Genomic DNA, 20,874 nt, shown 5'->3' with positions numbered 1-20,874 from the left:
GGGCCTTGGGCAAACTGACGCAATAACGCAGTCTAGGCCATTGCTGGGGGGAGGGCTAGCGGTGTGGGGAGGGTTGAGGGCCGTTCGCCGGCAGGCCGGCTCCTACGAGGGGGTGTATCGCCTGTAGGAGCCGGCTTGCCGGCGAACCGGGGGTCAGGCCTGCTGTTCGGCCAGCTTGTCGGCCAGGCGCACGAAGGCGGCCAGGTCCAGCTGCTCGGGGCGCAGGCTGCCGTCTACGCCGGCGGCTTCGATGGCCTGGCTGTCGAGCAGGCCCTTGAGGGTGTTGCGCAAGGTCTTGCGGCGCTGGTTGAAGGCTTCGCGCACCACGTGCTCGAGCAGCTTCGGGTTCTTCGCCGGATGCGGCAGCACCTCGTGGGGCACCAGGCGCACGATCGCCGAGTCGACTTTCGGCGGCGGGTTGAACGCGCCGGGGCCGACATTGAACAGGTGTTCCACGCGGCAGTGGTACTGCACCATGATCGACAAGCGGCCCCAGTCACCGCCGCCAGGGCCGGCGGCCATGCGCTCGACCACTTCTTTTTGCAGCATGAAATGCATGTCGCGGATCAGCCCGGCGTGATCGAGCAGGTGGAAGATCAGCGGGGTGGAGATGTTGTACGGCAGGTTGCCGACGACTTTCAGGCTGCGTGGCGGTACGCCCAGCTGGTTGAAGTCGAACTTCAGCGCGTCGCCCTGGTGCAGGCGGAAGTTGTCGCGCCCGGCGAACTTGTGCTGCAGGATCGGCACCAGGTCCTTGTCCAGCTCGACCACGTCCAGTTGCGCGCCGCTGCCCAGCAGGCCCTCGGTGAGGGCGCCCTGGCCAGGGCCGATTTCCAGCAGGTGTTCGCCGGCCTTGGCGTTGATCGCGCGCAGAATGCGGTCGATGATTCCGGCGTCGTGCAGGAAGTTCTGGCCGAAGCGCTTGCGCGCCCGGTGTTGGTAGTGCTCGGTCATGGTCGGTTCTCGGCCATCTGGTAGGCGGTTTCCAGGGCGACGCGCAGGCTGCCGGTGTCGACCTTGCCGCTGCCGGCCAGGTCCAGGGCGGTGCCATGGTCGACCGAAGTGCGGATGATCGGCAGGCCCAGCGTCACATTGACCGCGGCGCCGAAGCCCTTGTACTTGAGTACGGGCAGGCCTTGGTCGTGGTACATCGCCAGCACCGCGTCGCAGTGCTCCAGATATTTGGGGGTAAACAGGGTATCGGCCGGCAGCGGACCGCGCAGGTCCATGCCTTCGGCGCGCAGGCGCGCCAGGGTGGGCTCGATGATGTCGATTTCTTCGCGGCCCAGGTGGCCGCCTTCTCCGGCGTGCGGGTTGAGGCCGCAGACCAGGATGCGGGGGTTGTCGATGCCGAACTTGGCGCGCATGTCCGCATGCAGGATGCGGGTGACGCGTTCCAGGCGTTCGCCGGTGATGGCATCGGCAATGTCGCGCAGCGGCAGGTGGGTGGTCACCAGCGCCACGCGCAGGCCTCGGGTCGCCAGCATCATGACCACTTGCGTGGTCTGTGTCAGGTCGGCGAGGAACTCGGTATGGCCGGAGAAGGCGATGCCGCTTTCGTTGATCACGCCCTTGTGCACGGGGGCTGTGATCATGCCGGCGAAGTCACCGGCGAGGCAGCCTTGGCCTGCGCGGGTGAGCGTCTCGAGCACGAACGCGGCGTTGGCCTTGTCCAGTTGGCCGGCCAGCACCGGTGCGGCCAGGGGCGTGTCCCACACGTACAGGCTGCCGGCGGCGGCGGGCTGGTCGGGGAAGTGGCCAGGGGCGACCGGCAGCAGGGTGACGGCCAGCCCCAGCTGGGTGGCCCGCTCGGCGAGCAGGTCACGGCTGGTGATGGCAATCAGGGGGTGGGGCTGGGCCTCGGCGGCGAGCAGCAGGCACAGGTCGGGGCCTATGCCGGCCGGCTCGCCGGGCGTGACGGCGAAGCGCAGTGGCTTCACTGGGCGGCCTGGTCGGCGCCAGGCAGCTTGATCTCGACGTAGGCTTCGTCACGGATCTGGCGCAGCCAGGTCTGCAGCTCTTCGTCGTACTTGCGGTTGCGCAGCACGTTCATCGCCTGCTGTTCGCGGGCCTTGTCGGTGCTGTCGGTGGCGCGGCGACCGAGGACTTCCAGCACGTGCCAGCCGTACTGGGTGCGGAACGGACGGGTCACTTCGCCTTGCTGGGCGTTGGCCATCTGTTCGCGGAACTCCGGCACCAGGCTGTTCGGGTCGACCCAGTTGAGGTCGCCGCCGTTGAGCGCCGAACCTGGATCTTCCGAGAAGCTTTTCGCCAGTTCGCCGAAGTTCTCCCCGCTCTTGATCCGGTCGTACAGGCGCTCGGCCAGTTGCTCGGTGGCGGCATCGCTGCGGATTTCGCTTGGCTTGATCAGGATGTGGCGCACGTGCACTTCGTCACGCAGCACGCTCTGGCTGCCACCACGCTTCTCCTCGAGCTTGAGGATGATGAAGCCGTTGGGGATGCGGATTGGCTGGGTGATGTCGCCCACCGCCATGTTGCTGAGCATCTTGGCGAAGTCAGGTGGCAGTTGGCCGGCTTGGCGCCAGCCCATCTCGCCGCCTTCCAGGGCGTTCTCGCTGCGTGAGCGGGCGATGGCCATCTGGCCGAAGTCCGCACCTTGCTTGAGCTGCTGGTAGACATCGCCGACCTGGCGCGCGGCGGCCTGGATGGCTTCGGAGTTGGCGCCTTCCGGCGTAGGAATGAGGATGTTGGCGAGGCGGTACTCTTCCGACATCTGCATCTTGCCCATGTCCGAGTTGAGGTAGTTCTTCACTTCCTGCTCGGACACCTGGATACGTTCGGCGACGCGGCGCTGGCGCACGCGGCTGATGATCATCTCGCGCTTGATCTGGTCGCGGGCGTCGTCGTACGACAGGCCATCGTGGGCGAGGGCGGCGCGGAACTGCTCTGGCGACATGCCATTGCGCTGGGCAATGGTGCCCACGGCCTGGTTCAGTTCCTCGTCGGTGATGCGGATGCCCGAGCGCTCGCCGATCTGCAGTTGCAGGTTCTCGACGATCAGGCGCTCCAGCACCTGCTGCTCCAGCGCACCGGCCGGCGGCACGCCACCACCGCGCTTGGCGATGGTCTGCTGCACTTCGCGCACGCGCTGCTCCAGCTGGCTTTGCATCACCACGTCGTTGTCGACGATGGCCACCACGCGGTCAAGGGGTTGTGGGGCGGCATGCGCCGCGCCACTCAGCAGTACGGCGCCCAGCATCAGCGGGCGCAGACGATCAATAAGCTTGGTCTTCACGTGTACGGTAACCTTGAATGCCTTTGTCCAGGAATGTCTCGACCTTGTTGCCCATCACGCCGCCGAGGCCCTTGAGGACGATCTGCAGGAAGACGCCGTGGTCGCCCTTCTCGTTCTGTGGGGTGGCTTGGCTGAAGTCGTCGTAGTCCATCCAGTAGCGGTTGATCAGGCGCAGCTTCCAGCAGCAGTTGTCGTACTCGAAACCGCCCATCGCCTCGAGGGTGCGGTTGCGGTTGTAGTCATGCTGCCAGCGGGCGATGACGCTCCATTGCGGCACGATCGGCCAGATGACCGAGAAGTCGTGCTGCTGGATCTTGTAGTAGTCCTTGATGTAGTTGGCATCACCTGGTTTTCCGTAGTCGCCGCCCTGATCTTTCCAGGTGCCGGTCTGCGTGTCGTAGACGATGGTGTCGTTACGGTAGCGATAACCGAGGTTGACGATCTTGTTCGGGTTGTCTTCAGGTTGATAGTGGAACATCGCGCTGCCCGAACGGGTGCTGCGGCTATCCGGATCCCAGTTGAAGTCCGAGTTGAAGCGCCAGTCGCGGTTGAAGGCGTATTCGTACTCCAGTGCATACGGCGAGACGTCCGCCAGGCTTTGCTTGCGGTTACGGTAGTCGATGCCCGGCAATTGAACCTTGCGATCCTTGAAGTAATAAGCCTGGCCGATACTGAACCGTTGACGCTGGAAGCCGTTGTCTTCGATCCAGCGGTTGGTCACGCCCAGCGACAGCTTGTTCTCGTCACCGATCCGGTCGATACCGCTGAAGCGGTTGTCGCGGAACAGCGAAGCGTAGCTGAAGGTGTTCTCGGACGTGTCGAACAGCGGGATGTCCTTCTGGTCCTTGTACGGGACGTAGAGGTAGAACAGGCGCGGTTCGAGGGTCTGGCGGTAATTGGTGCCGAACAACTGGGTGTTGCGGTCGAAATACAGGCCGCTGTCGACACTGAAGATCGGGATGTCGCGGTTCAGCGAGCTGTTGTAGCTGCCGTAGCCAGGCTGACTCGCCTGCTTGATTGCGTCGGCCTTGCCCTGACTGTCAAGGTCAAGGTCGTACTTGGTGTAGACGTACTTCAGCTTCGGCGTGATGTAGCCGTAGCTGGCTTGCATCGGCAAGCTGATGGCAGGCGCTGCATTCAGGCGCGTGCCGTTGGCGCGGGCGATGCCGCTGACGTTGTCATCCAGGCGACGACCGCCGAGGATATTGCCGAACGGGTCTCTTACAAAACCAGCAGTTGTGTCGGGTTGGCCATTCTTGTCGAAGACCAGATCATTCTTCAAATCACGATCGAAGCGCACGGCCTCGGTTTCGTAGGTCAGGTCGGTACCGCCCGGGTGGAACGGCAGCATCCCGTTGAAGGTGATCTGCGGCAGCTTGTCATACGGCGTGATCTGCGAAATCGTCGCCATTTCATAGGCATGCAGGTTCAGCCGCGCAGTGTAGTTATCGCCACGGTAGGTCAGCGCACCCTGCTGGTTGATGAAGTCGCGGCTCTCGACACCGATCTGGTCCGACTCCAGGTCCTGGAAGTAGAACGGGTCGCTGATGTCGGTGTAGTCCACCTCGGTCATCAGGCGCTCGTCCAGGCCACCCTTGTGCTGCCAGTTGACCATCCAGCGTTCTTTCTTGTAGTCCGTCTGCAGCTTGCGGTCGTCGTCCTGGTCGCTCAGGTAGCCGCCACCGAACTGGCCTTCGCTGGACTTGGTCAGGTAGCGGAACTCGCCTTCCATGAGCATGCCGCGTTTGGCCATGTAGCGCGGGTACAAGGTGGCGTCGTAGTTCGGCGCCAGGTTGAAGTAGTACGGCGTGACCAGCATGAAGCCGGTGTCGCTGCTGGTGCTGAACGACGGCGGCAGGAAGCCGGACTGGCGACGGTCGTCGATCGGGAAGTAGATATACGGTGTGTAGAACACCGGGAAATCCTTGACCCGCAGGGTGACGTTGGTCGCGGTACCGAAGCCGGTGGCCGGGTTCAGGGTGATGTTGTTGCCCTTGAGCTGCCATGCGTTGCTGCCCGGCTCACAGGTGGTATAGGTACCGTCCTTGAGGCGGATGATGGCGTTCTCGGCGCGCTTGGCGTACAGCGCGTTGCCGCGGATGTGCGACTTGTGCATCACGTATTCGGCGTTGTCGACCCGGGCTTCGCCGGTGTCGAGCTGGATCTGCGCTTCGTCGCCGACCACCAGGGTGCCGTTGTCGCGGATCTTGACGTTGCCCTTGAGCTCGCCGCGGTTCTCGGCCTGGTACAGGTTGGCCTCGTCGGACTCGACCTGCATGCTGCCCTGGCGCATGACCACGTCACCGGCCAGGGTGGCGATCTGCTGCTCCTGCTGGTACTTGGAGACCTTGGCGTTGATATAGGTCGGCGACTCGTCCTTGGGCGTTGAGTCGTTCATGCCCGGGCGGGTCGGCTCGATGTAGGCGCCACCGCAGTACGGGCCGGTTTCGGCCAGCTGTGCGGCGGTGAGCTTCTCGCGCGGGACCCAGTCCAGGTGGCTGTAGTCCTCGCTGCGCGACTTCAGGCCACGGCCCTTGGCCTCGGTGACCAGCATCGGCTTGTCGGCTTCGACCGCGACGGCTTGACCCGCGGCGTCGGTGCCCGAGCTAGCCGCGGCAGCGCCCGGGTGTACCGGGCGCGGAGGCAGGTTGGCCGCGGTCTTGGGCTTGCAGTCCCAACCACCGGAGGCGGACACTTGGCAGTCGAACTGCTCGGCCGCGACCACGTACGAGGTGGCCAGAGGTTGCAGGGCTAGCAGACCGCCAGTCACCAGCAACGGAAACTTTCTACGAAACGCGGGGGATTTCAATGCCATCTTATTAGTCCGGGCTTCCTGCGTGCCATCTGCCCGCGTGTGGGGGCCGCACGCCTCTCGATGGTCTGAAAAAGATGCTGGATAATAAAGCATGACCCGCTTGACGGCTAGGGCCGTCGGAGACCCTTGTAATGCCCGATCACGATGTACGCCTGCAACAACTGACCGCCTGGCTCGCCGGGCAGCTGGAGAACCTGTTCCGCACCAACGCCTGGGGGGAGGTGCCCGCAGGCAGCCTGACCGCCGCCAGCAGCGACGCCAGTTTCCGCCGTTACTTCCGCTGGGAAGGCGCCGGCCACAGCTTCGTGATCATGGATGCGCCGCCGCCCCAGGAGAACTGCCGCCCGTTCGTCGATATCGACCACTTGCTGGCCACGGCCGGGGTAAACGTGCCGGTGATCCATGCCCAGGACCTGGAGCGCGGCTTCCTGCTGCTGGGCGACCTGGGGCGCCAGACATACCTGGACATCATTGACCAGGACAACGCCGACGCCCTGTTCGCCGATGCCATCGATGCGTTGCTGGCCTTGCAGCGCCTGCCGATGGACGCAGCGCTGCCCAGCTACGATGTCGCGCTGTTGCGCCGTGAGCTCGAACTGTTCCCCGAATGGTACGTTGGCCGCGCACTGGGCCTGACCTTCAGCCAGGCCCAGCAGGCTAGCTGGCAGCGGGTCAGCCAACTGCTGATCGACAGCGCCCTGGCGCAACCCAAGGTACTGGTGCACCGCGACTACATGCCGCGCAACCTGATGCACAGCGCGCCCAACCCTGGGGTGCTGGACTTCCAGGACGCGGTGTACGGCCCGGTCACCTACGACATCACCTGCCTGTTCAAGGACGCCTTCCTCAGCTGGCCACAGTCGCGCGTCCAGGGCTGGCTGCGCGGTTACTGGGACAAGGCGCGTGCCGCCGGCATCCCGCTGCAGGACAGCTTCGAGGCGTTCCAGCGCGCCAGCGACCTGATGGGCGTGCAGCGCCACCTCAAGGTCATCGGCATCTTCGCCCGTATCTGCCACCGCGACGGCAAGCCGCGCTACCTGGCCGACGTGCCGCGTTTCTTCGCCTATATAGATGAAGTGATCGGCCGCCGTCCGGAGCTGGCCGAGCTGGGGCAATTGCTTGCCGAGCTCAAGGTGGGGGCGCGCCCATGAAGGCGATGATCCTGGCCGCGGGCAAGGGCGAGCGCATGCGCCCGCTGACCCTGCACACCCCCAAGCCGCTGGTGCCAGCGGCCGGCAAGCCGCTGATCGAGTATCACCTCGAGGCACTGGCCCGTGCCGGCATCACCGAGGTGGTGATCAACCACGCCTGGCTGGGCCAGCAGATCGAGGACCACCTGGGCGATGGCCAGCGCTTCGGCCTGAGCATCCGCTATTCGCCGGAGGGCGAACCGCTGGAAACCGGTGGCGGTATCTTCAAGGCCTTGCCGTTGCTGGGCGAGGCGCCGTTCCTGCTGGTCAACGGCGATATCTGGACCGACTACGACTTCGCTCGCCTGCAGGCCCCCCTGTCGGGGCTGGCGCACCTGGTGCTGGTGGACAACCCCGGCCACCACGACCGCGGCGACTTCCGCCTGACCGACGGTCAGGTGCGCGACGGCGACGCGGCGCCGGGAACCTTGACCTACAGCGGTATCTCGGTGCTTGCCCCGGCGTTGTTCGACGGCTGCCAGCCTGGTGCCTTCAAGCTGGCGCCACTGCTGCGCCAGGCCATGGCCGAGGGCCGGGTCAGCGGCGAGCACTACAGCGGCCAGTGGGTCGATGTCGGTACCCTCGAGCGCCTGGCCGATGTCGAGCGCCTGATTGGCGAGCGCGCCTGATATGTGGTGGCCGAGCACAGTGATCGGTGCCGGCGCCGGTTTCGCCGTGGCCAGCATCCCCGGGGCGCTGCTCGGGGCGTTGCTGGGCCAGGCCATGGATCGGCGCCTGCGCCTGCAGGGATGGGACGATGTGCGCGAGCGCCTGGGCGGACGTCCGGCGCTGCGCGATGACGAGTTGCTGTTCGTGCTGCTTGGGCGGCTGGCCAAGAGCGATGGTCGGGTGGTCGAGGGGCACATTCAGCAGGCGCGCCAGGAAATGGCCCGGCTGGACCTCAGCGAGCCGGCACGGCTGCGGGCGATTGCCGCGTTCAATCGCGGCAAGGCGGGCAAGGACCGGCTGGGGCAGCATCTGCGCCGGATCAAGCAGCAGCCGCATGCCGCCGAGGGCACCTTGCGCGCGTGCTGGCGGATGGTCTGGGCCGATGGCAAGGCCGGGCGCCAGGAGCGCGACCTGCTGCTGGGCTGGGGGCAGCAACTGGGCCTGAGCCGCACTCAGGTGCAGGCCCTGGCGCTGGAGTATGAACCGCGCAAATCGGCGGTCGAGGGTGGCGCCATGACCTATGCGGCGGCGTTGCGGTTGCTGGGGGTCGAGCCGGACACCGAGGCGGACCAGGTCAAGCAGGCCTATCGACGGCTGCTCAGCCGGCACCACCCGGACAAGCTGCTGGGCAGTGGTGCCAGCGAGGCGAGGGTGCGCGAGGCGACCGAGCATACGCGGGAGCTGCACCAGGCCTATGCAATGATCCGCAAAAGGCGCGGGCTTTGATCTGATCGCTGCCCGTAGGCAGCGGCTGGTCGGCGAACATTGGCACCGCGGCGCTTGGTTCGCCAGCAAGGCTGGCGCCTACGGGGGCGTGGCCTGTCAGTCGTCCTTGGGTGTCAACCAGCCGCGTACCCGGCGCAGCAACTGCTCCTGCTCCGCAGCCTTGTTGCCCGGCATGGCGATCAGCGACAACTGCCGGTACTGGCTGTCCTTCTGCCGCTTGCTGGCCTGCAGGCGCTGCTGCGCGGCCAGGCGGTCCTGGGTGCGGGTGGCGTAGTAGAGGTCGGCGGTCGGCACCTTCAGGGTGGGTGCCAGGCTCAGCAGGTCATGCTCGACCCGTGCCGGGGTCTGGGCGGCGACCATCACCAGCTTCTGCACCTGGGGCGGCTGCTTTTCGCTGAGGTAGCGCGCCGCCCAATAAGCACCGCTGCCACTGCCGAGCATGACGATGCTGCGTGCCTTCTGCTGTTGGGCGTAGGCCACGGCCGCGTCGAGGCGGGCGAAGATACGCTCGACATCCTCCTCGGCGGTGTGCTCGTCGGCCTCCACCGCGTCGGTGCTTTCGGCGGCATCCGCCTCTGGCGCGGTGGCCTGGGCGACGTTGGCATTGGCGTCGGCCGGGGTATCCTTGGCCGGGGCTGACTCGCCCTTGTCCGTTTCTGCCTCGGCTGCGGGCGCAGGCTTGGCGTCGACCCGCGCCTGCGGGCGTTCGGCCAGGCGGTCGGGCAGGCTCAGGCTCAAGGTGCCCCAGCCGACATCGGGGAAGCCGCGGCGCAGTGGGCCGACGGTGGTGGGCCAGTCGGCGCTCTCGCCGGCGCCGGGGACGATGATGATCGCGCCCTTGGGGTCGCTGTCGTTGGCGGGCTTCCACAGCGCCAGGAAGCTTTCGCCATGGGCCTGCAGCATCTGCTGCTCGGCCTTGGGCACCTGGCGTTCCAGGGCCAGGGCATCGTCCTGGCTGCGCTCGAGCAGCGGCGCGCGCGGGGTAGGGGCGGGGGCGGCCGCTTCGGCGGCGGTTTGCGGTGGTTCGGCGTCGGCGGCTTGCGCCCCGAGCGGCAGGGCCGCTGCCAGGCAGCACATTGCCAGCGTCGTGCGATAAAGTGTGAACATCGATCAATCCAAGGCCAGAATCATACCGGCAGCCTAATGGTATTTGCCCGCGACGGCCACGCCAGGCGGCCATCATTGCCAAGACGAGCGTAGAGATGAAGCGAGTGCGTTGCCTGTGGGTTATCGGCTGGTTGTGTCTACCCTTGATCGCCCTGGCAAGGCCGGAGGCGCCGCCGACGGTGATACTGGCGCCGGCCCAGCAGCAATGGCTGGATGCGCACCGCGCGCTGCGCGTCGGCCTGGTGCTGCAGGCGCCCTATGCCCAGTTCGACCGCCGCCTGCAACAGTTCTATGGAGCCAACGTGGAACTGGTCGGCGCCATCGCCCAGGCGCTGGAACTGGACCTGACCTGGCGCGGTTTCCCAGACCAGGCAGCTCTCGAGCACGCCTTGCAGGCCGGGGAGATCGATTTCGCCCCCGGGCTGACCCAGACCCCGACGAGCCTGCGCCTGTGGCTGTTCAGTGATCCCTACATGCGTATTCCGCAGTTGGTGGTGGGCCTGCGCAGCGGCGGCGTGGCGGTAGAGCTGGAGAAGCTCGGCGCCAGCGAACGGGTGGCGGTGCGCATGCCTGGTGCCCTGGCCGACTACCTGCGCAGCAACTACGCCAATCTCAACCTGCAGGGCGTGCCCAACGAACGCGAGGCGTTGCAGCTGGTGCTGGCTGGCCAGGCCAGTTTCGCCGTGCTGGACGAGGCGCAGCTCAGCCGCTTGTCCCGCGAGAGCGAGTTCGGCGAGCTGGCGGTGGTCGGCGATATCGGCTTGCCACAGCTGTTGCGGGTCGGCTCGCGGCGCGATTGGCCGGCGCTTGCCGAGGTGCTCGAGCGCGCGCTGCAGGCCATGCCGGCCAAGACGCTGGAGCAGTTGCACCAGCGCTGGTTGCAGCCCAAATACCCCAGGTTTTCGGAGTCGGCGGGCTTCTGGCAGAACCTCGCCCTGCTGTTTGGCCTGCTGTTGCTGTGCGCCCTGGCCACCGTGGTATGGCAACGCCGGCAGCAACGCAGGCTGGAGCGCGCCTTGCTGGCCGCGCGGGAAAGCCTGGTGGCGCGCCAGGTGCGTGAAGAAGCCTTGCGCCTGAGCCAATTTTCTCTCGACCAGAGCACGCTGGGTATCCTCTGGGTCAACTGGGACAGCCATGTGCGCTACGCCAACCACGCCGTCGAGCAGATGCTCGGTTTTACCGAGGGGGCATTACTGGAGCGGCCACTGGCCGCTATCGAGCCCAACCTGAACATGGACCGCTGGCTGCAGCTGTGGAAGCGCGCACGGGCCGGTGATGGCGCCGACCAGCAGTTCGAGACCCAGTGCCGACGCGCCGACGGCAGCGAGTTGCCGGTGGAGCTGTCGTTGTCGTTCCTGCGCTTTCGTGATGCCGAGTACCTGGTGGTGTTCGTCGCCGACATCACCGAGCGGCGTCGCGCCTTGGCGGCGCTGCGCGAGAGCGAGGCACGGCTCAAGGGCATCGCTGGCAACGTGCCGGGCCTGGTGTTCCGCCTGGAGCGCGACCCGGCCGAAGGCGACCTGGAGTTCCCCTACATCAGCGAGGGCAGCGCGGCACTGGTCGGCTACACCCCCGCCGAGATCCAGCACCCGGACATGGGCCTGCGCAACCTGGTCGACCCCGAGGATCGCGCCGATTATCACCGGGTCCAGGACCTGGCGCTGGCCTGCGACCGTGACTGGTCCTGGCAGGGCCGCATCCTTACCCGTGACGGCGCCAGGCGCTGGGCCGACATCAAGGCCACCACCCGGCGCCTGGCCGACGGTCGCATGGTCTGGGACGGCGTGGTCTGGGACATCACCCAGGGCAAGCAGGCCGAGCTGGCGCTGGCCGCCTCCCAGGAGCAACTGCGCGAGCTCTCGGCGCACCTGGAGAGCGTGCGCGAGGAAGAGAAAGCCCGGATCGCCCGGGAAGTGCATGACGAGCTTGGGCAGATGCTGACCGTGCTCAAGCTGGAGGTGTCGATGTGCGAGTTGGCTTACGCCGAGCTGGATGCCGGGTTGAATGAGCGCCTGGCCAGCATGAAGCGCCTGATCGCCCAGTTGTTCCAGCTGGTGCGTGACGTGGCCACCGCCCTGCGCCCACCGATTCTCGACGCCGGGATCGCCTCGGCCATCGAATGGCAAGGCCGGCGCTTCGAGGCGCGCACGCAGATTCCCTGCCTGGTGCAGGTGCCGGACCACCTGCCGCCCTTGAGCGAGGCCAAGGCCACCGGGCTGTTTCGCATCCTCCAGGAGGCGCTGACCAATGTCATGCGCCATGCCAAGGCGCATACCGTGCAGATTACCCTGGCGCACGAACGGGATGCCTTGCGCATGACCGTCATCGACGATGGCGTCGGCTTCGCCGTCGACGCGGCGCGGCCAACCTCGTTCGGCCTGGTTGGCGTGCGCGAGCGGGTACTGATGCTTGGGGGCAGCATGACCCTCGACAGCGAGCCGGGCGAGGGCACCAGCCTGAGCGTGGCGATTCCTTTGCAACAGGAGACACGACCGTGATTCGAGTGCTGGTGGCCGAAGACCACACCATCGTCCGCGAGGGCATCAAGCAGTTGATCGGCCTGGCCAGGGACATGCAGGTGGTGGGCGAGGCGGGCAATGGCGAGCAGTTGCTGGAGACCTTGCGCCATACCCCGTGCGAGGTGGTGTTGCTGGATATCTCCATGCCCGGGGTCAATGGCCTGGAGGCGATTCCGCGGATCCGTGCGCTGGCCAGCGCGCCGGCGATCCTGATGCTGTCGATGCATGACGAGGCGCAGATGGCGGCCCGCGCGCTGAGGGCTGGCGCGGCGGGGTACGCGACCAAGGACAGCGACCCGGCCCTGCTGCTGACGGCCATTCGCCGGGTGGCCGGGGGCGGGCGCTACATCGACCCGGCCCTGGCCGACCGCATGGTGTTCGAAGTGGGCCTGACCGAAACCCGACCACTGCATACCTTGTTGTCCGAACGCGAGTTTTCCGTGTTCGAGCGCTTGGCCCAGGGCGCCAACGTCAACGACATCGCCCAGCAGCTGGCGCTGTCGAGCAAGACCATCAGCACCCACAAGGCGCGCTTGATGCAGAAGCTCAAGGTCAACTCGCTGGCGAAGCTGGTGAAGTACGCCATGGAGCACAAGCTGGTCTGATTGCGACATGTGCGGTTGTTTGCCGGAGCGGCCATGTGTGGCGAGGGGGCTGCGAAACCGCCCGATCCGACCGGCCCGACGCCTCGGCAAGGCCGCTCTTGCAAGGGCATGCGTCTGTCGTGAAAACGCCATCCTTGTAGGGCGATCCCTACAACAACTCTTCCACCCGGATGAGGGCATTCTCTCGGTCGCCCCGATTTCCGTGCGCTTGCGTCTCTTCTACGCTTGCCCTACGCAGTCATTCCAACAAGAAGGTGCAGGGCATGAGCGAGGCGAAGTCGAACGAGACGCTGGTCAGCTTCCGGGGCGTGCAGAAGAGCTACGACGGCGAATCGCTGATCGTCAAGGACCTCAACCTGGACATCCGCAAGGGCGAGTTCCTCACCTTGCTTGGCCCGTCCGGCTCGGGCAAGACCACCAGCCTGATGATGCTCGCCGGCTTCGAGACCCCCACCGCCGGCGAGATCCAGCTGGCCGGCCGTTCGATCAACAACGTGCCGCCGCACAAGCGCGACATCGGCATGGTGTTCCAGAACTACGCGCTGTTCCCGCACATGACCGTGGCCGAGAACCTGGCCTTCCCGCTGACCGTGCGCAACCTGAGCAAGACCGACATCAGCGAGCGGGTCAAGCGCGTGCTCAACATGGTCCAGCTCGATGCCTTCGCCAAGCGCTATCCCGGCCAGCTCTCCGGCGGCCAGCAGCAACGGGTGGCCCTGGCCCGCGCCCTGGTGTTCGAGCCACAGCTGGTGCTGATGGACGAACCGCTCGGTGCCCTGGACAAACAGTTGCGCGAACACATGCAGATGGAGATCAAGCACATCCACCAGCGCCTGGGCGTGACCGTGGTCTATGTGACCCACGACCAGGGCGAGGCGTTGACCATGTCCGACCGGGTGGCGGTGTTCCACCAGGGCGAAATCCAGCAGATCGCCGACCCGCGCACGCTCTACGAAGAACCCTGCAACACCTTCGTCGCCAACTTCATCGGCGAGAACAACCGCCTCAACGGCACCTTGCTGGCCAGTGACGGCAACCGCTGCCAAGTGCAATTGGCCCGCGGCGAGCGGGTCGAGGCGCTGGCGGTGAATGTCGGCCAGCCCGGCGAGCCGGTGACCCTGTCGATCCGCCCCGAGCGGGTGCGCCTGAACGGCCACAGCGAGCGCTGCGTCAACCGCTTCTCCGGCCGCGTGGCCGAGTTCATCTACCTGGGCGACCACGTGCGGGTGCGCCTGGAGGTCTGCGGCAAGGCCGACTTCTTCGTCAAGCAGCCAATCGCCGAGCTCGACCCGGCCCTGGCCGTGGGCGATGTGGTACCGCTGGGCTGGGAGGTAGAGCACGGCCGCGCGCTCGATCCGATTACCGAAGCCCACTGATGGTTTGCGTCACCAACCCTGTACTGTGGAGAGAATAATAATGCGCAAGCAGTTGAACCTGACCGCCCTGGCCCTGGGGCTGTTCGCCGCCGGCCAGGCCATGGCGGCCGACCTCACCGTGATCTCCTTTGGCGGTGCCAACAAGGCGGCCCAGACCAAGGCGTTCTACGAGCCGTGGGAGAAGGCCGGCAAGGGCAAGATCGTCGCCGGGGAGTACAACGGTGAAATGGCCAAGGTCAAGGCCATGGTCGATACCAAGAGCGTGAGCTGGAACCTGGTCGAGGTGGAGTCGCCGGAGTTGGCCCGGGGTTGCGATGAAGGCATGTTCGAGGAGCTCGACCCGGCACTGTTCGGTAACGAAGCCGACTACGTGCCGGGGGCCATCCAGCCGTGCGGGGTGGGTTTCTTCGTCTGGTCCACGGTGCTGGCCTACAACGCCGACAAGCTCAAGAGTGCGCCGACCAGCTGGGCCGATTTCTGGGATACGAAGAAATTCCCCGGCAAGCGCGGCCTGCGCAAGGGCGCCAAGTACACCCTCGAGTTCGCTCTGATGGCTGACGGTATCGCGCCCAAAGAGGTGTACAAGGTGTTGGCTACCAAGGAAGGCCAGGATCGCGCCTTCAAGAAACTCGACGAACTCAAGCCGAGCATCCAGTGGTGGGAAGCCGGCGCCCAGCCGCCGCAGTACCTGGCCTCGGGTGACGTGGTCATGAGCTCGGCCTACAACGGCCGGATTGCCGCGGTGCAGAAGGAAAGCAACCTCAAGGTGGTGTGGAACGGCGGTATCTACGACTTCGATGCCTGGGCCATTCCGAAGGGCGCCAAGGATGTGGACGAGGCGAAGAAATTCATCGCCTACACCGTGCAGCCCGAACAGCAGAAGACCTACTCCGAGAACATCGCCTACGGCCCGGCCAACTCCAAGGCCGTCCCGCTGCTGGCCGATGCGGTGAAGAAGGACATGCCGACCACGCCTGAGAACATCGCCAACCAGGTGCAGATCGACGTGGCCTTCTGGGCCGACAACAGCGAACAGCTGGAGCAACGCTTCAACGCCTGGGCGGCGAAGAAGTAATCCTGTAGGAGCGGCCTTGTGTCGCGATGGGGCGCGTAGCGGCCCCGGGATCTCGGCATCATGCAGGCGCGCCGGGGCTGCTTGGCAGCCCATCGCGACGCAAGGCCGCTCCCACAGTGTCCGCGCCAAACCAGGATGTCAGGTGCGGCCTGATAGTCCTCACCCCTGTTTTCCCGGAGTTCGCCATGGCCATTGCAGTGCCCCTCAACGAAGGCGCAGGTCCAAGCCTCAAGCAGCGCCTCAAGCATGCCGAGCGGGTCAACCGCTGGAAGGCCCAGGCGTTGATCGCGCCGCTGGCGCTGTTTCTCCTGCTGGTGTTCCTGGTGCCGATCGCGGCGCTGCTGTACAAGAGCGTCGGCAACCCCGAGGTGGTCGCCGGCTTGCCGCGCACCGTCGAGGCGGTGGCGCAGTGGGATGGCAAGAGCCTGCCCGGCGAGCCGGTCTACCAGGCCCTGAGCCAGGACCTGGCCGAATCGCGCAAGAACCAGACCCTGGGCGACCTGTCCAAGCGCCTGAACATGGAGCTGGCCGGTTACCGCAGCCTGCTGGCCAAGACCGCCCGGGCCCTGCCGTTCAAGGCCGAGCCGGCTTCTTATAAAGAAGCCTTGCAAGCGCTGGACGAGCGCTGGGGCGACCCGGCCTACTGGCAGGCGATCCGCCGCAATACCAGTACGGTCACTTCGTTCTACCTGCTGGCGTCCCTCGACCACCGTATCGACGACCTCGGTGAGCTGGCCAAGGCCACGCCCGACCAGGCCATCTACCTGGATATTTTCGCCCGCACCCTGTGGATGGGCGTGGTGATCACCGCCATCTGCCTGGTGCTTGCCTATCCGTTGGCGTACCTGCTGGCCAACCTGCCGACCCGGCAGAGCAACTTGCTGATGATCCTGGTGCTGCTGCCGTTCTGGACTTCGATCCTGGTACGGGTGGCGGCGTGGATCGTGCTGCTGCAATCCGGCGGCCTGATCAACAGCGCGCTGATGGCCATGGGTATCATCGACCAACCGCTGGAGCTGGTGTTCAACCGCACCGGTGTGTACATCTCGATGGTGCACATCCTGCTGCCGTTCATGATCCTGCCGCTGTACAGCGTGATGAAGGGCATCTCGCCCAGCTACATGCGCGCGGCGATCTCGCTTGGCTGCCACCCGTTCGCCAGCTTCTGGCGGGTGTACTTCCCGCAGACCTACGCCGGTGTCGGCGCCGGCTGCCTGCTGGTGTTCATCCTGGCCATCGGCTACTACATCACCCCGGCGCTGCTGGGCAGCCCCAACGACCAGATGGTCAGCTACTTCGTCGCCTTCTACACCAACACCAGCATCAACTGGGGCATGGCCACCGCATTGGGCGGCTTGCTGCTGCTGGCGACCGTGCTGCTGTACCTGATCTATAGCTGGCTGGTCGGCGCCAGCCGTCTGCGCCTGAGCTGAGGAGCCTTGTCATGCTGAGCCCCTATATGTCGCCCGTGGAGCGGGTGTGGTTCTACAGCCTGCGGATTCTCTGCGGCCTGATCCTGCTGTTCCTGGTGCTGCCGGTGCTGGTGATCATCCCCCTTTCATTCAACAGTGGCAGCTTCCTGGTGTATCCATTGCAAGGTTTCTCGCTGCATTGGTACCAGGACTTCTTCGCCTCGGCCGAGTGGATGCGCGCGCTGAAGAACAGCATCATCGTCGCCCCGGCGGCCACCGTGCTGGCCATGGTGTTCGGCACCCTGGCCGCCATTGGCCTGACCCGCGGCGATTTTCCCGGCAAGTCGCTGGTGATGGCGCTGGTGATTTCGCCGATGGTGGTACCGGTGGTGATCATCGGCGTGGCCAGCTACCTGTTCTTCGCCCCGTTGGGCATGGGCAACAGCTTCACCTCGCTGATCCTGGTGCACGCGGTGCTGGGCGTGCCGTTCGTGATCATCACCGTGTCGGCGACGCTGCAGGGTTTCAACTACAACCTGGTACGCGCGGCGGCCAGCCTGGGGGCCTCGCCGTTACTGGCGTTTCGCCGGGTGACCCTGCCGCTGATCGCGCCGGGGGTTATTTCCGGAGCGTTGTTCGCCTTTGCCACCTCGTTCGATGAAGTGGTGGTGACGCTGTTCCTCGCCGGGCCCGAGCAGGCGACCCTGCCACGGCAGATGTTCAGCGGCATCCGTGAGAACCTGAGCCCGACCATCGCGGCGGCGGCCACCTTGCTGATCGCCTTCTCGGTGATCCTGCTGCTGACCCTGGAGTGGCTGCGCGGGCGCAGCGAGAAGCTGAGGACCCAGCAGCCGGGCTGATCATGAAAGCGCTCAGTAAGGGGGGGGCGGGCTTGCCACGTGTTGCACACCCTTGATACCAATCAGCCCTCATTCGCTTGCCTGGGTTACAATGCGCGCCACCGTGATTCTGCCCAACAGGTGCGCCATGCAGCCCTACGCTATTGCCCCCTCCATTCTGTCCGCCGATTTCGCCCGCCTGGGCGAGGACGTCGACAAGGTCCTGGCCGCCGGGGCCGACATCGTCCACTTCGATGTCATGGACAACCACTACGTGCCCAACCTGACCATCGGCCCGATGGTCTGCAGCGCCCTGCGCAAGTACGGCGTGACCGCACCGATCGACGTGCACCTGATGGTCAGCCCGGTCGACCGCATCATCGGCGATTTCATCGAGGCCGGCGCCACCTACATCACCTTCCACCCGGAAGCCTCGCAGCACATCGACCGGTCGCTGCAACTGATCAAGGACGGTGGCTGCAAGGCCGGCCTGGTGTTCAACCCGGCCACCAGCCTGGATGCGCTGAAGTACGTGATGGACAAGGTCGACATGGTCCTGCTGATGAGCGTCAACCCAGGCTTCGGCGGCCAGAAGTTCATCCCCGGCACCCTCGACAAGCTGCGTGAAGCCCGTGCGCTGATCGATGCCAGCGGCCGCGATATCCGCCTGGAAATCGATGGAGGCGTCAACGTCGGCAATATCCGCGAGATCGCTGCCGCCGGCGCCGACACCTTCGTTGCCGGTTCGGCGATCTTCAACACCCCGGACTACAAGCAGGTCATCGACAAGATGCGTGCCGAACTGGCGCTGGCCCGCGCATGAGTGGCTTCGAGCAGCTGTTCCCGGGGACGCTGCCCAGGCTGGTGATGTTCGATCTGGATGGCACCCTGATCGACTCTGTTCCCGACCTGGCCGCAGCCGTCGACCGCATGCTGCTCGAACTCGGGCGCCCGCCCGCCGGGCTGGAGGCGGTACGCCACTGGGTCGGCAACGGCGCCCAGGTGCTGGTGCGCCGGGCCCTGGCCGGTAGCATCGAGCACCAGGCGGTGGACGACGCGCTGGCCGAGCAGGCGCTGGCGCTGTTCATGGAGGCCTACGCCGAAAGCCATGAGCTGACCGTGGTCTACCCCGGCGTGCGCGACACCTTGCGCTGGCTGCGCAAGCAGGGCGTGGAGATGGCGCTGATCACCAACAAGCCCGAACGCTTCGTCGCCCCCTTGCTCGACCAGATGAAGATCGGTCGCTATTTCCGCTGGATCATCGGCGGCGATACCCTGGCGCAGAAGAAACCCGACCCGGCGGCACTGTTGTTCGTGATGAAGATGGCCGGGGTCAGCGCCGAACAATCGTTGTTCGTCGGCGATTCGCGCAGCGACGTGCTGGCTGCCAAGGCCGCCGGCGTCAAGTGCGTAGGCCTGAGCTACGGCTACAATCATGGCCGCCCCATCGACGAGGAATCCCCCAGCCTGGTCATCGACGACCTGCGCTTGCTGCTGCCCGGTTGCTTAGTCTCCGACACTGGGATAACGTTGACGGACCTTCAAGCCCCGCCAAGCAGAGACAACAACGTGGTGGTTACCGGCAAACTCTGGATGAAAGTCATCAAGGCCCTGGCCCGCTGGCGCTGGCGCGCCTGACTGCTGCCCACCGGCACCCGCCGGTACGTCCGTTTGTCTGCCCCCTTTGCTGCTTGCCCGAGGCTACACATGACCCGCGAAGAATTCCTGCGCCTGGCCGCTGCCGGCTACAACCGCATCCCCTTGGCCTGTGAAACCCTGGCCGACTTCGACACGCCGCTGTCGATCTACCTGAAACTGGCCGACCAACCCAACTCCTACCTGCTCGAGTCGGTGCAGGGCGGCGAGAAATGGGGGCGTTACTCGATGATCGGCCTGCCGTCGCGCACCGTGCTGCGGGTGCATGGCTACCACGTGAGCATCCTGGAGGATGGCGTCGAGGTGGAAAGCCACGATGTCGAGGACCCGCTGGCCTTCGTCGAGGCCTTCAAGGAGCGCTACAAGGTCGCCGACATTGCGGGCCTGCCGCGATTCAACGGTGGCCTGGTCGGTTACTTCGGCTACGACTGCGTGCGTTATGTGGAAAAACGCCTCGGCGCCAGCCCGAACCCGGATCCGCTTGGCGTGCCGGATATCCTGTTGATGGTTTCCGACGCGGTGGTGGTGTTCGACAACCTGGCTGGCAAGATGCACGCCATCGTGCTGGTCGACCCGGCCGACGAGCAGGCTTTCGAGCAGGGCCAGGCGCGCCTGCAAGGGTTGCTGGCCACGCTGCGTCAGCCCATCGCCCCGCGCCGCGGCCTGGACCTGAGCGGCCCACAGGCGGCCGAGCCGCAATTCTGTTCCAGCTATACCCGTGACGACTATGAAAACGCCGTGGGCCGGATCAAGGAGTACATCCTCGCCGGCGACTGCATGCAGGTGGTGCCGTCGCAGCGCATGTCCATCGACTTCAAGGCCGCGCCCATCGACCTGTACCGCGCCCTGCGCTGCTTCAACCCGACGCCGTACATGTACTTCTTCAACTTCGGTGACTTCCACGTGGTCGGCAGTTCGCCGGAAGTGCTGGTGCGGGTCGAGGACAACCTGGTCACCGTGCGCCCGATCGCCGGCACCCGCCCGCGTGGGGCTACCGAAGAGGCCGACCGCGCCTTGGAAGACGACCTGCTGTCGGACGACAAGGAAATTGCCGAGCACCTGATGCTGATCGACCTGGGCCGCAACGATGTGGGGCGGGTGTCGTCCACCGGTAGCGTGCGCCTGACCGAAAAGATGGTGATCGAGCGCTATTCCAACGTCATGCACATTGTCTCCAACGTCACCGGCCAGTTGCGTGAGGGGCTGACGGCGATGGACGCGCTGCGCGCGATCCTGCCGGCGGGCACCTTGTCCGGGGCGCCGAAGATCCGCGCGATGGAGATCATCGACGAGCTGGAGCCGGTCAAGCGCGGTGTCTACGGTGGCGCGGTGGGCTACTTTGCCTGGAACGGCAACATGGACACCGCCATCGCCATCCGCACCGCGGTGATCAAGGATGGCGAGCTGCATGTACAGGCCGGCGGCGGTATCGTCGCCGACTCGGTACCGGCGCTGGAGTGGGAAGAAACCCTCAACAAGCGCCGGGCGATGTTCCGCGCGGTGGCGTTGGCCGAGCAGACCACCAAGGGCGCAGAGGCAGGTTCGAAACTGTAGGAGATTCTATGGTTTCAGGGAAGCCCATTAGCTGACTTTAGGTTGATATTCGTCCTGCCCTTTCAGCAGGGCGAA

Annotated in this window: 17 protein-coding genes; 12 read left to right on the top strand and 5 right to left on the bottom strand. The window is 65.6% G+C overall.

Annotated features, from left to right (window positions below):
- Nucleotides 1–153: 153 nt before the first annotated feature.
- From rsmA to NJG22_RS05235, 4 genes are read right to left on the bottom strand one after another with little or no spacing between them, the layout of a single operon-like run.
- Complete coding sequence (gene rsmA / locus NJG22_RS05250; RefSeq protein WP_134689806.1) at nt 154–954, bottom strand: 16S rRNA (adenine(1518)-N(6)/adenine(1519)-N(6))-dimethyltransferase RsmA; 801 nt, start codon at nt 952–954, stop codon at nt 154–156.
- A complete protein-coding gene (gene pdxA, locus NJG22_RS05245; protein WP_253093099.1) occupies nt 951–1,940 on the bottom strand; it encodes a 4-hydroxythreonine-4-phosphate dehydrogenase PdxA in 990 nt (329 codons plus the stop codon). Before pdxA ends, rsmA begins: the two co-directional genes overlap by 4 nt.
- Nucleotides 1,937–3,256: a peptidylprolyl isomerase SurA gene (gene surA / locus NJG22_RS05240; protein WP_134689804.1), complete on the bottom strand. Its 1,320-nt coding sequence runs from the start codon at nt 3,254–3,256 to the stop codon at nt 1,937–1,939. Before surA ends, pdxA begins: the two co-directional genes overlap by 4 nt.
- Nucleotides 3,237–6,071 (bottom strand): LPS-assembly protein LptD, encoded by a 2,835-nt coding sequence (locus NJG22_RS05235; RefSeq protein WP_253093098.1) that lies wholly within the window; start codon nt 6,069–6,071, stop codon nt 3,237–3,239. The genes surA and NJG22_RS05235 overlap by 20 nt, the downstream gene beginning before the upstream one ends.
- A gap of 131 nt (nt 6,072–6,202) precedes the next feature.
- Between NJG22_RS05235 and NJG22_RS05230 the strand changes: the two genes are divergently transcribed.
- From NJG22_RS05230 to NJG22_RS05220, 3 genes are read left to right on the top strand one after another with little or no spacing between them, the layout of a single operon-like run.
- On the top strand, nt 6,203–7,222 hold the full coding sequence (locus tag NJG22_RS05230) for a phosphotransferase (protein ID WP_253093097.1): 1,020 nt from the start codon (nt 6,203–6,205) through the stop codon (nt 7,220–7,222).
- Nucleotides 7,219–7,890, top strand: coding sequence for an N-acetylmuramate alpha-1-phosphate uridylyltransferase MurU (gene murU / locus NJG22_RS05225; protein ID WP_253093096.1), 672 nt, complete (start codon nt 7,219–7,221; stop codon nt 7,888–7,890). Before NJG22_RS05230 ends, murU begins: the two co-directional genes overlap by 4 nt.
- 1 nt (nt 7,891) lies before the next feature.
- Nucleotides 7,892–8,656 (top strand): TerB family tellurite resistance protein, encoded by a 765-nt coding sequence (locus tag NJG22_RS05220; RefSeq protein WP_253093095.1) that lies wholly within the window; start codon nt 7,892–7,894, stop codon nt 8,654–8,656.
- A 96-nt stretch (nt 8,657–8,752) separates the two neighbouring features.
- On the opposite strand, the gene NJG22_RS05215 is transcribed toward NJG22_RS05220, so the two are convergent.
- Nucleotides 8,753–9,763 (bottom strand): alpha/beta hydrolase family protein, encoded by a 1,011-nt coding sequence (locus tag NJG22_RS05215; protein WP_253093094.1) that lies wholly within the window; start codon nt 9,761–9,763, stop codon nt 8,753–8,755.
- Between the two features lie 95 nt (nt 9,764–9,858).
- On the opposite strand from NJG22_RS05215, the gene NJG22_RS05210 reads away from it, so the two are divergent.
- From NJG22_RS05210 to trpE, 9 genes are all read left to right on the top strand, one after another.
- Complete coding sequence (locus NJG22_RS05210; RefSeq protein ID WP_253093093.1) at nt 9,859–12,261, top strand: sensor histidine kinase; 2,403 nt, start codon at nt 9,859–9,861, stop codon at nt 12,259–12,261.
- The gene (locus NJG22_RS05205) at nt 12,258–12,887 is read left to right on the top strand and encodes a response regulator transcription factor (RefSeq protein ID WP_253093092.1); all 630 of its coding nucleotides are present in this window, start codon (nt 12,258–12,260) and stop codon (nt 12,885–12,887) included. The genes NJG22_RS05210 and NJG22_RS05205 overlap by 4 nt, the downstream gene beginning before the upstream one ends.
- Nucleotides 12,888–13,150: 263 nt before the next feature.
- Nucleotides 13,151–14,263, top strand: a complete 1,113-nt coding sequence (locus NJG22_RS05200; protein WP_253093091.1) for an ABC transporter ATP-binding protein — start codon at nt 13,151–13,153, stop codon at nt 14,261–14,263.
- A 40-nt stretch (nt 14,264–14,303) separates the two neighbouring features.
- A complete protein-coding gene (locus NJG22_RS05195; RefSeq protein ID WP_253093090.1) occupies nt 14,304–15,338 on the top strand; it encodes an ABC transporter substrate-binding protein in 1,035 nt (344 codons plus the stop codon).
- 185 nt (nt 15,339–15,523) lie between these two features.
- A complete protein-coding gene (locus NJG22_RS05190; protein ID WP_253093089.1) occupies nt 15,524–16,771 on the top strand; it encodes an ABC transporter permease in 1,248 nt (415 codons plus the stop codon).
- 11 nt (nt 16,772–16,782) lie between these two features.
- Nucleotides 16,783–17,610 (top strand): ABC transporter permease, encoded by an 828-nt coding sequence (locus NJG22_RS05185; RefSeq protein ID WP_110734614.1) that lies wholly within the window; start codon nt 16,783–16,785, stop codon nt 17,608–17,610.
- Between the two features lie 127 nt (nt 17,611–17,737).
- Entirely contained in the window at nt 17,738–18,412 is a 675-nt protein-coding gene (gene rpe / locus NJG22_RS05180) for a ribulose-phosphate 3-epimerase (protein WP_253093088.1), read from the top strand.
- On the top strand, nt 18,409–19,227 hold the full coding sequence (locus NJG22_RS05175) for a phosphoglycolate phosphatase (protein ID WP_217850715.1): 819 nt from the start codon (nt 18,409–18,411) through the stop codon (nt 19,225–19,227). The genes rpe and NJG22_RS05175 overlap by 4 nt, the downstream gene beginning before the upstream one ends.
- Nucleotides 19,228–19,296: 69 nt before the next feature.
- Nucleotides 19,297–20,799: an anthranilate synthase component I gene (gene trpE, locus NJG22_RS05170; protein WP_253093087.1), complete on the top strand. Its 1,503-nt coding sequence runs from the start codon at nt 19,297–19,299 to the stop codon at nt 20,797–20,799.
- The last annotated feature ends 75 nt before the right edge of the window (nt 20,800–20,874 follow it).

The organism is Pseudomonas sp. VA159-2 (assembly GCF_024126635.1).
Taxonomy (GTDB): Bacteria; Pseudomonadota; Gammaproteobacteria; order Pseudomonadales; family Pseudomonadaceae; genus Aquipseudomonas; species Aquipseudomonas muyukensis.
This window is presented reverse-complemented; position numbering and strand designations above follow the sequence as displayed.

Bases quoted from the DNA above. Each gene is read 5' to 3' on its own strand.
- NJG22_RS05210 (WP_253093093.1), top strand. From the start codon at position 9,859: ATGAAGCGAGTGCGTTGCCTGTGGGTTATCGGCTGGTTGTGTCTACCC.
- NJG22_RS05190 (WP_253093089.1), top strand. From the start codon at position 15,524: ATGGCCATTGCAGTGCCCCTCAACGAAGGCGCAGGTCCAAGCCTCAAG.
- rsmA (WP_134689806.1), bottom strand. From the start codon at position 954: ATGACCGAGCACTACCAACACCGGGCGCGCAAGCGCTTCGGCCAGAAC.
- trpE (WP_253093087.1), top strand. From the start codon at position 19,297: ATGACCCGCGAAGAATTCCTGCGCCTGGCCGCTGCCGGCTACAACCGC.
- NJG22_RS05230 (WP_253093097.1), top strand. From the start codon at position 6,203: ATGCCCGATCACGATGTACGCCTGCAACAACTGACCGCCTGGCTCGCC.
- NJG22_RS05185 (WP_110734614.1), top strand. From the start codon at position 16,783: ATGCTGAGCCCCTATATGTCGCCCGTGGAGCGGGTGTGGTTCTACAGC.
- rpe (WP_253093088.1), top strand. From the start codon at position 17,738: ATGCAGCCCTACGCTATTGCCCCCTCCATTCTGTCCGCCGATTTCGCC.
- NJG22_RS05200 (WP_253093091.1), top strand. From the start codon at position 13,151: ATGAGCGAGGCGAAGTCGAACGAGACGCTGGTCAGCTTCCGGGGCGTG.
- NJG22_RS05195 (WP_253093090.1), top strand. From the start codon at position 14,304: ATGCGCAAGCAGTTGAACCTGACCGCCCTGGCCCTGGGGCTGTTCGCC.
- NJG22_RS05215 (WP_253093094.1), bottom strand. From the start codon at position 9,763: ATGTTCACACTTTATCGCACGACGCTGGCAATGTGCTGCCTGGCAGCG.
- NJG22_RS05220 (WP_253093095.1), top strand. From the start codon at position 7,892: ATGTGGTGGCCGAGCACAGTGATCGGTGCCGGCGCCGGTTTCGCCGTG.
- NJG22_RS05235 (WP_253093098.1), bottom strand. From the start codon at position 6,071: ATGGCATTGAAATCCCCCGCGTTTCGTAGAAAGTTTCCGTTGCTGGTG.
- murU (WP_253093096.1), top strand. From the start codon at position 7,219: ATGAAGGCGATGATCCTGGCCGCGGGCAAGGGCGAGCGCATGCGCCCG.
- NJG22_RS05175 (WP_217850715.1), top strand. From the start codon at position 18,409: ATGAGTGGCTTCGAGCAGCTGTTCCCGGGGACGCTGCCCAGGCTGGTG.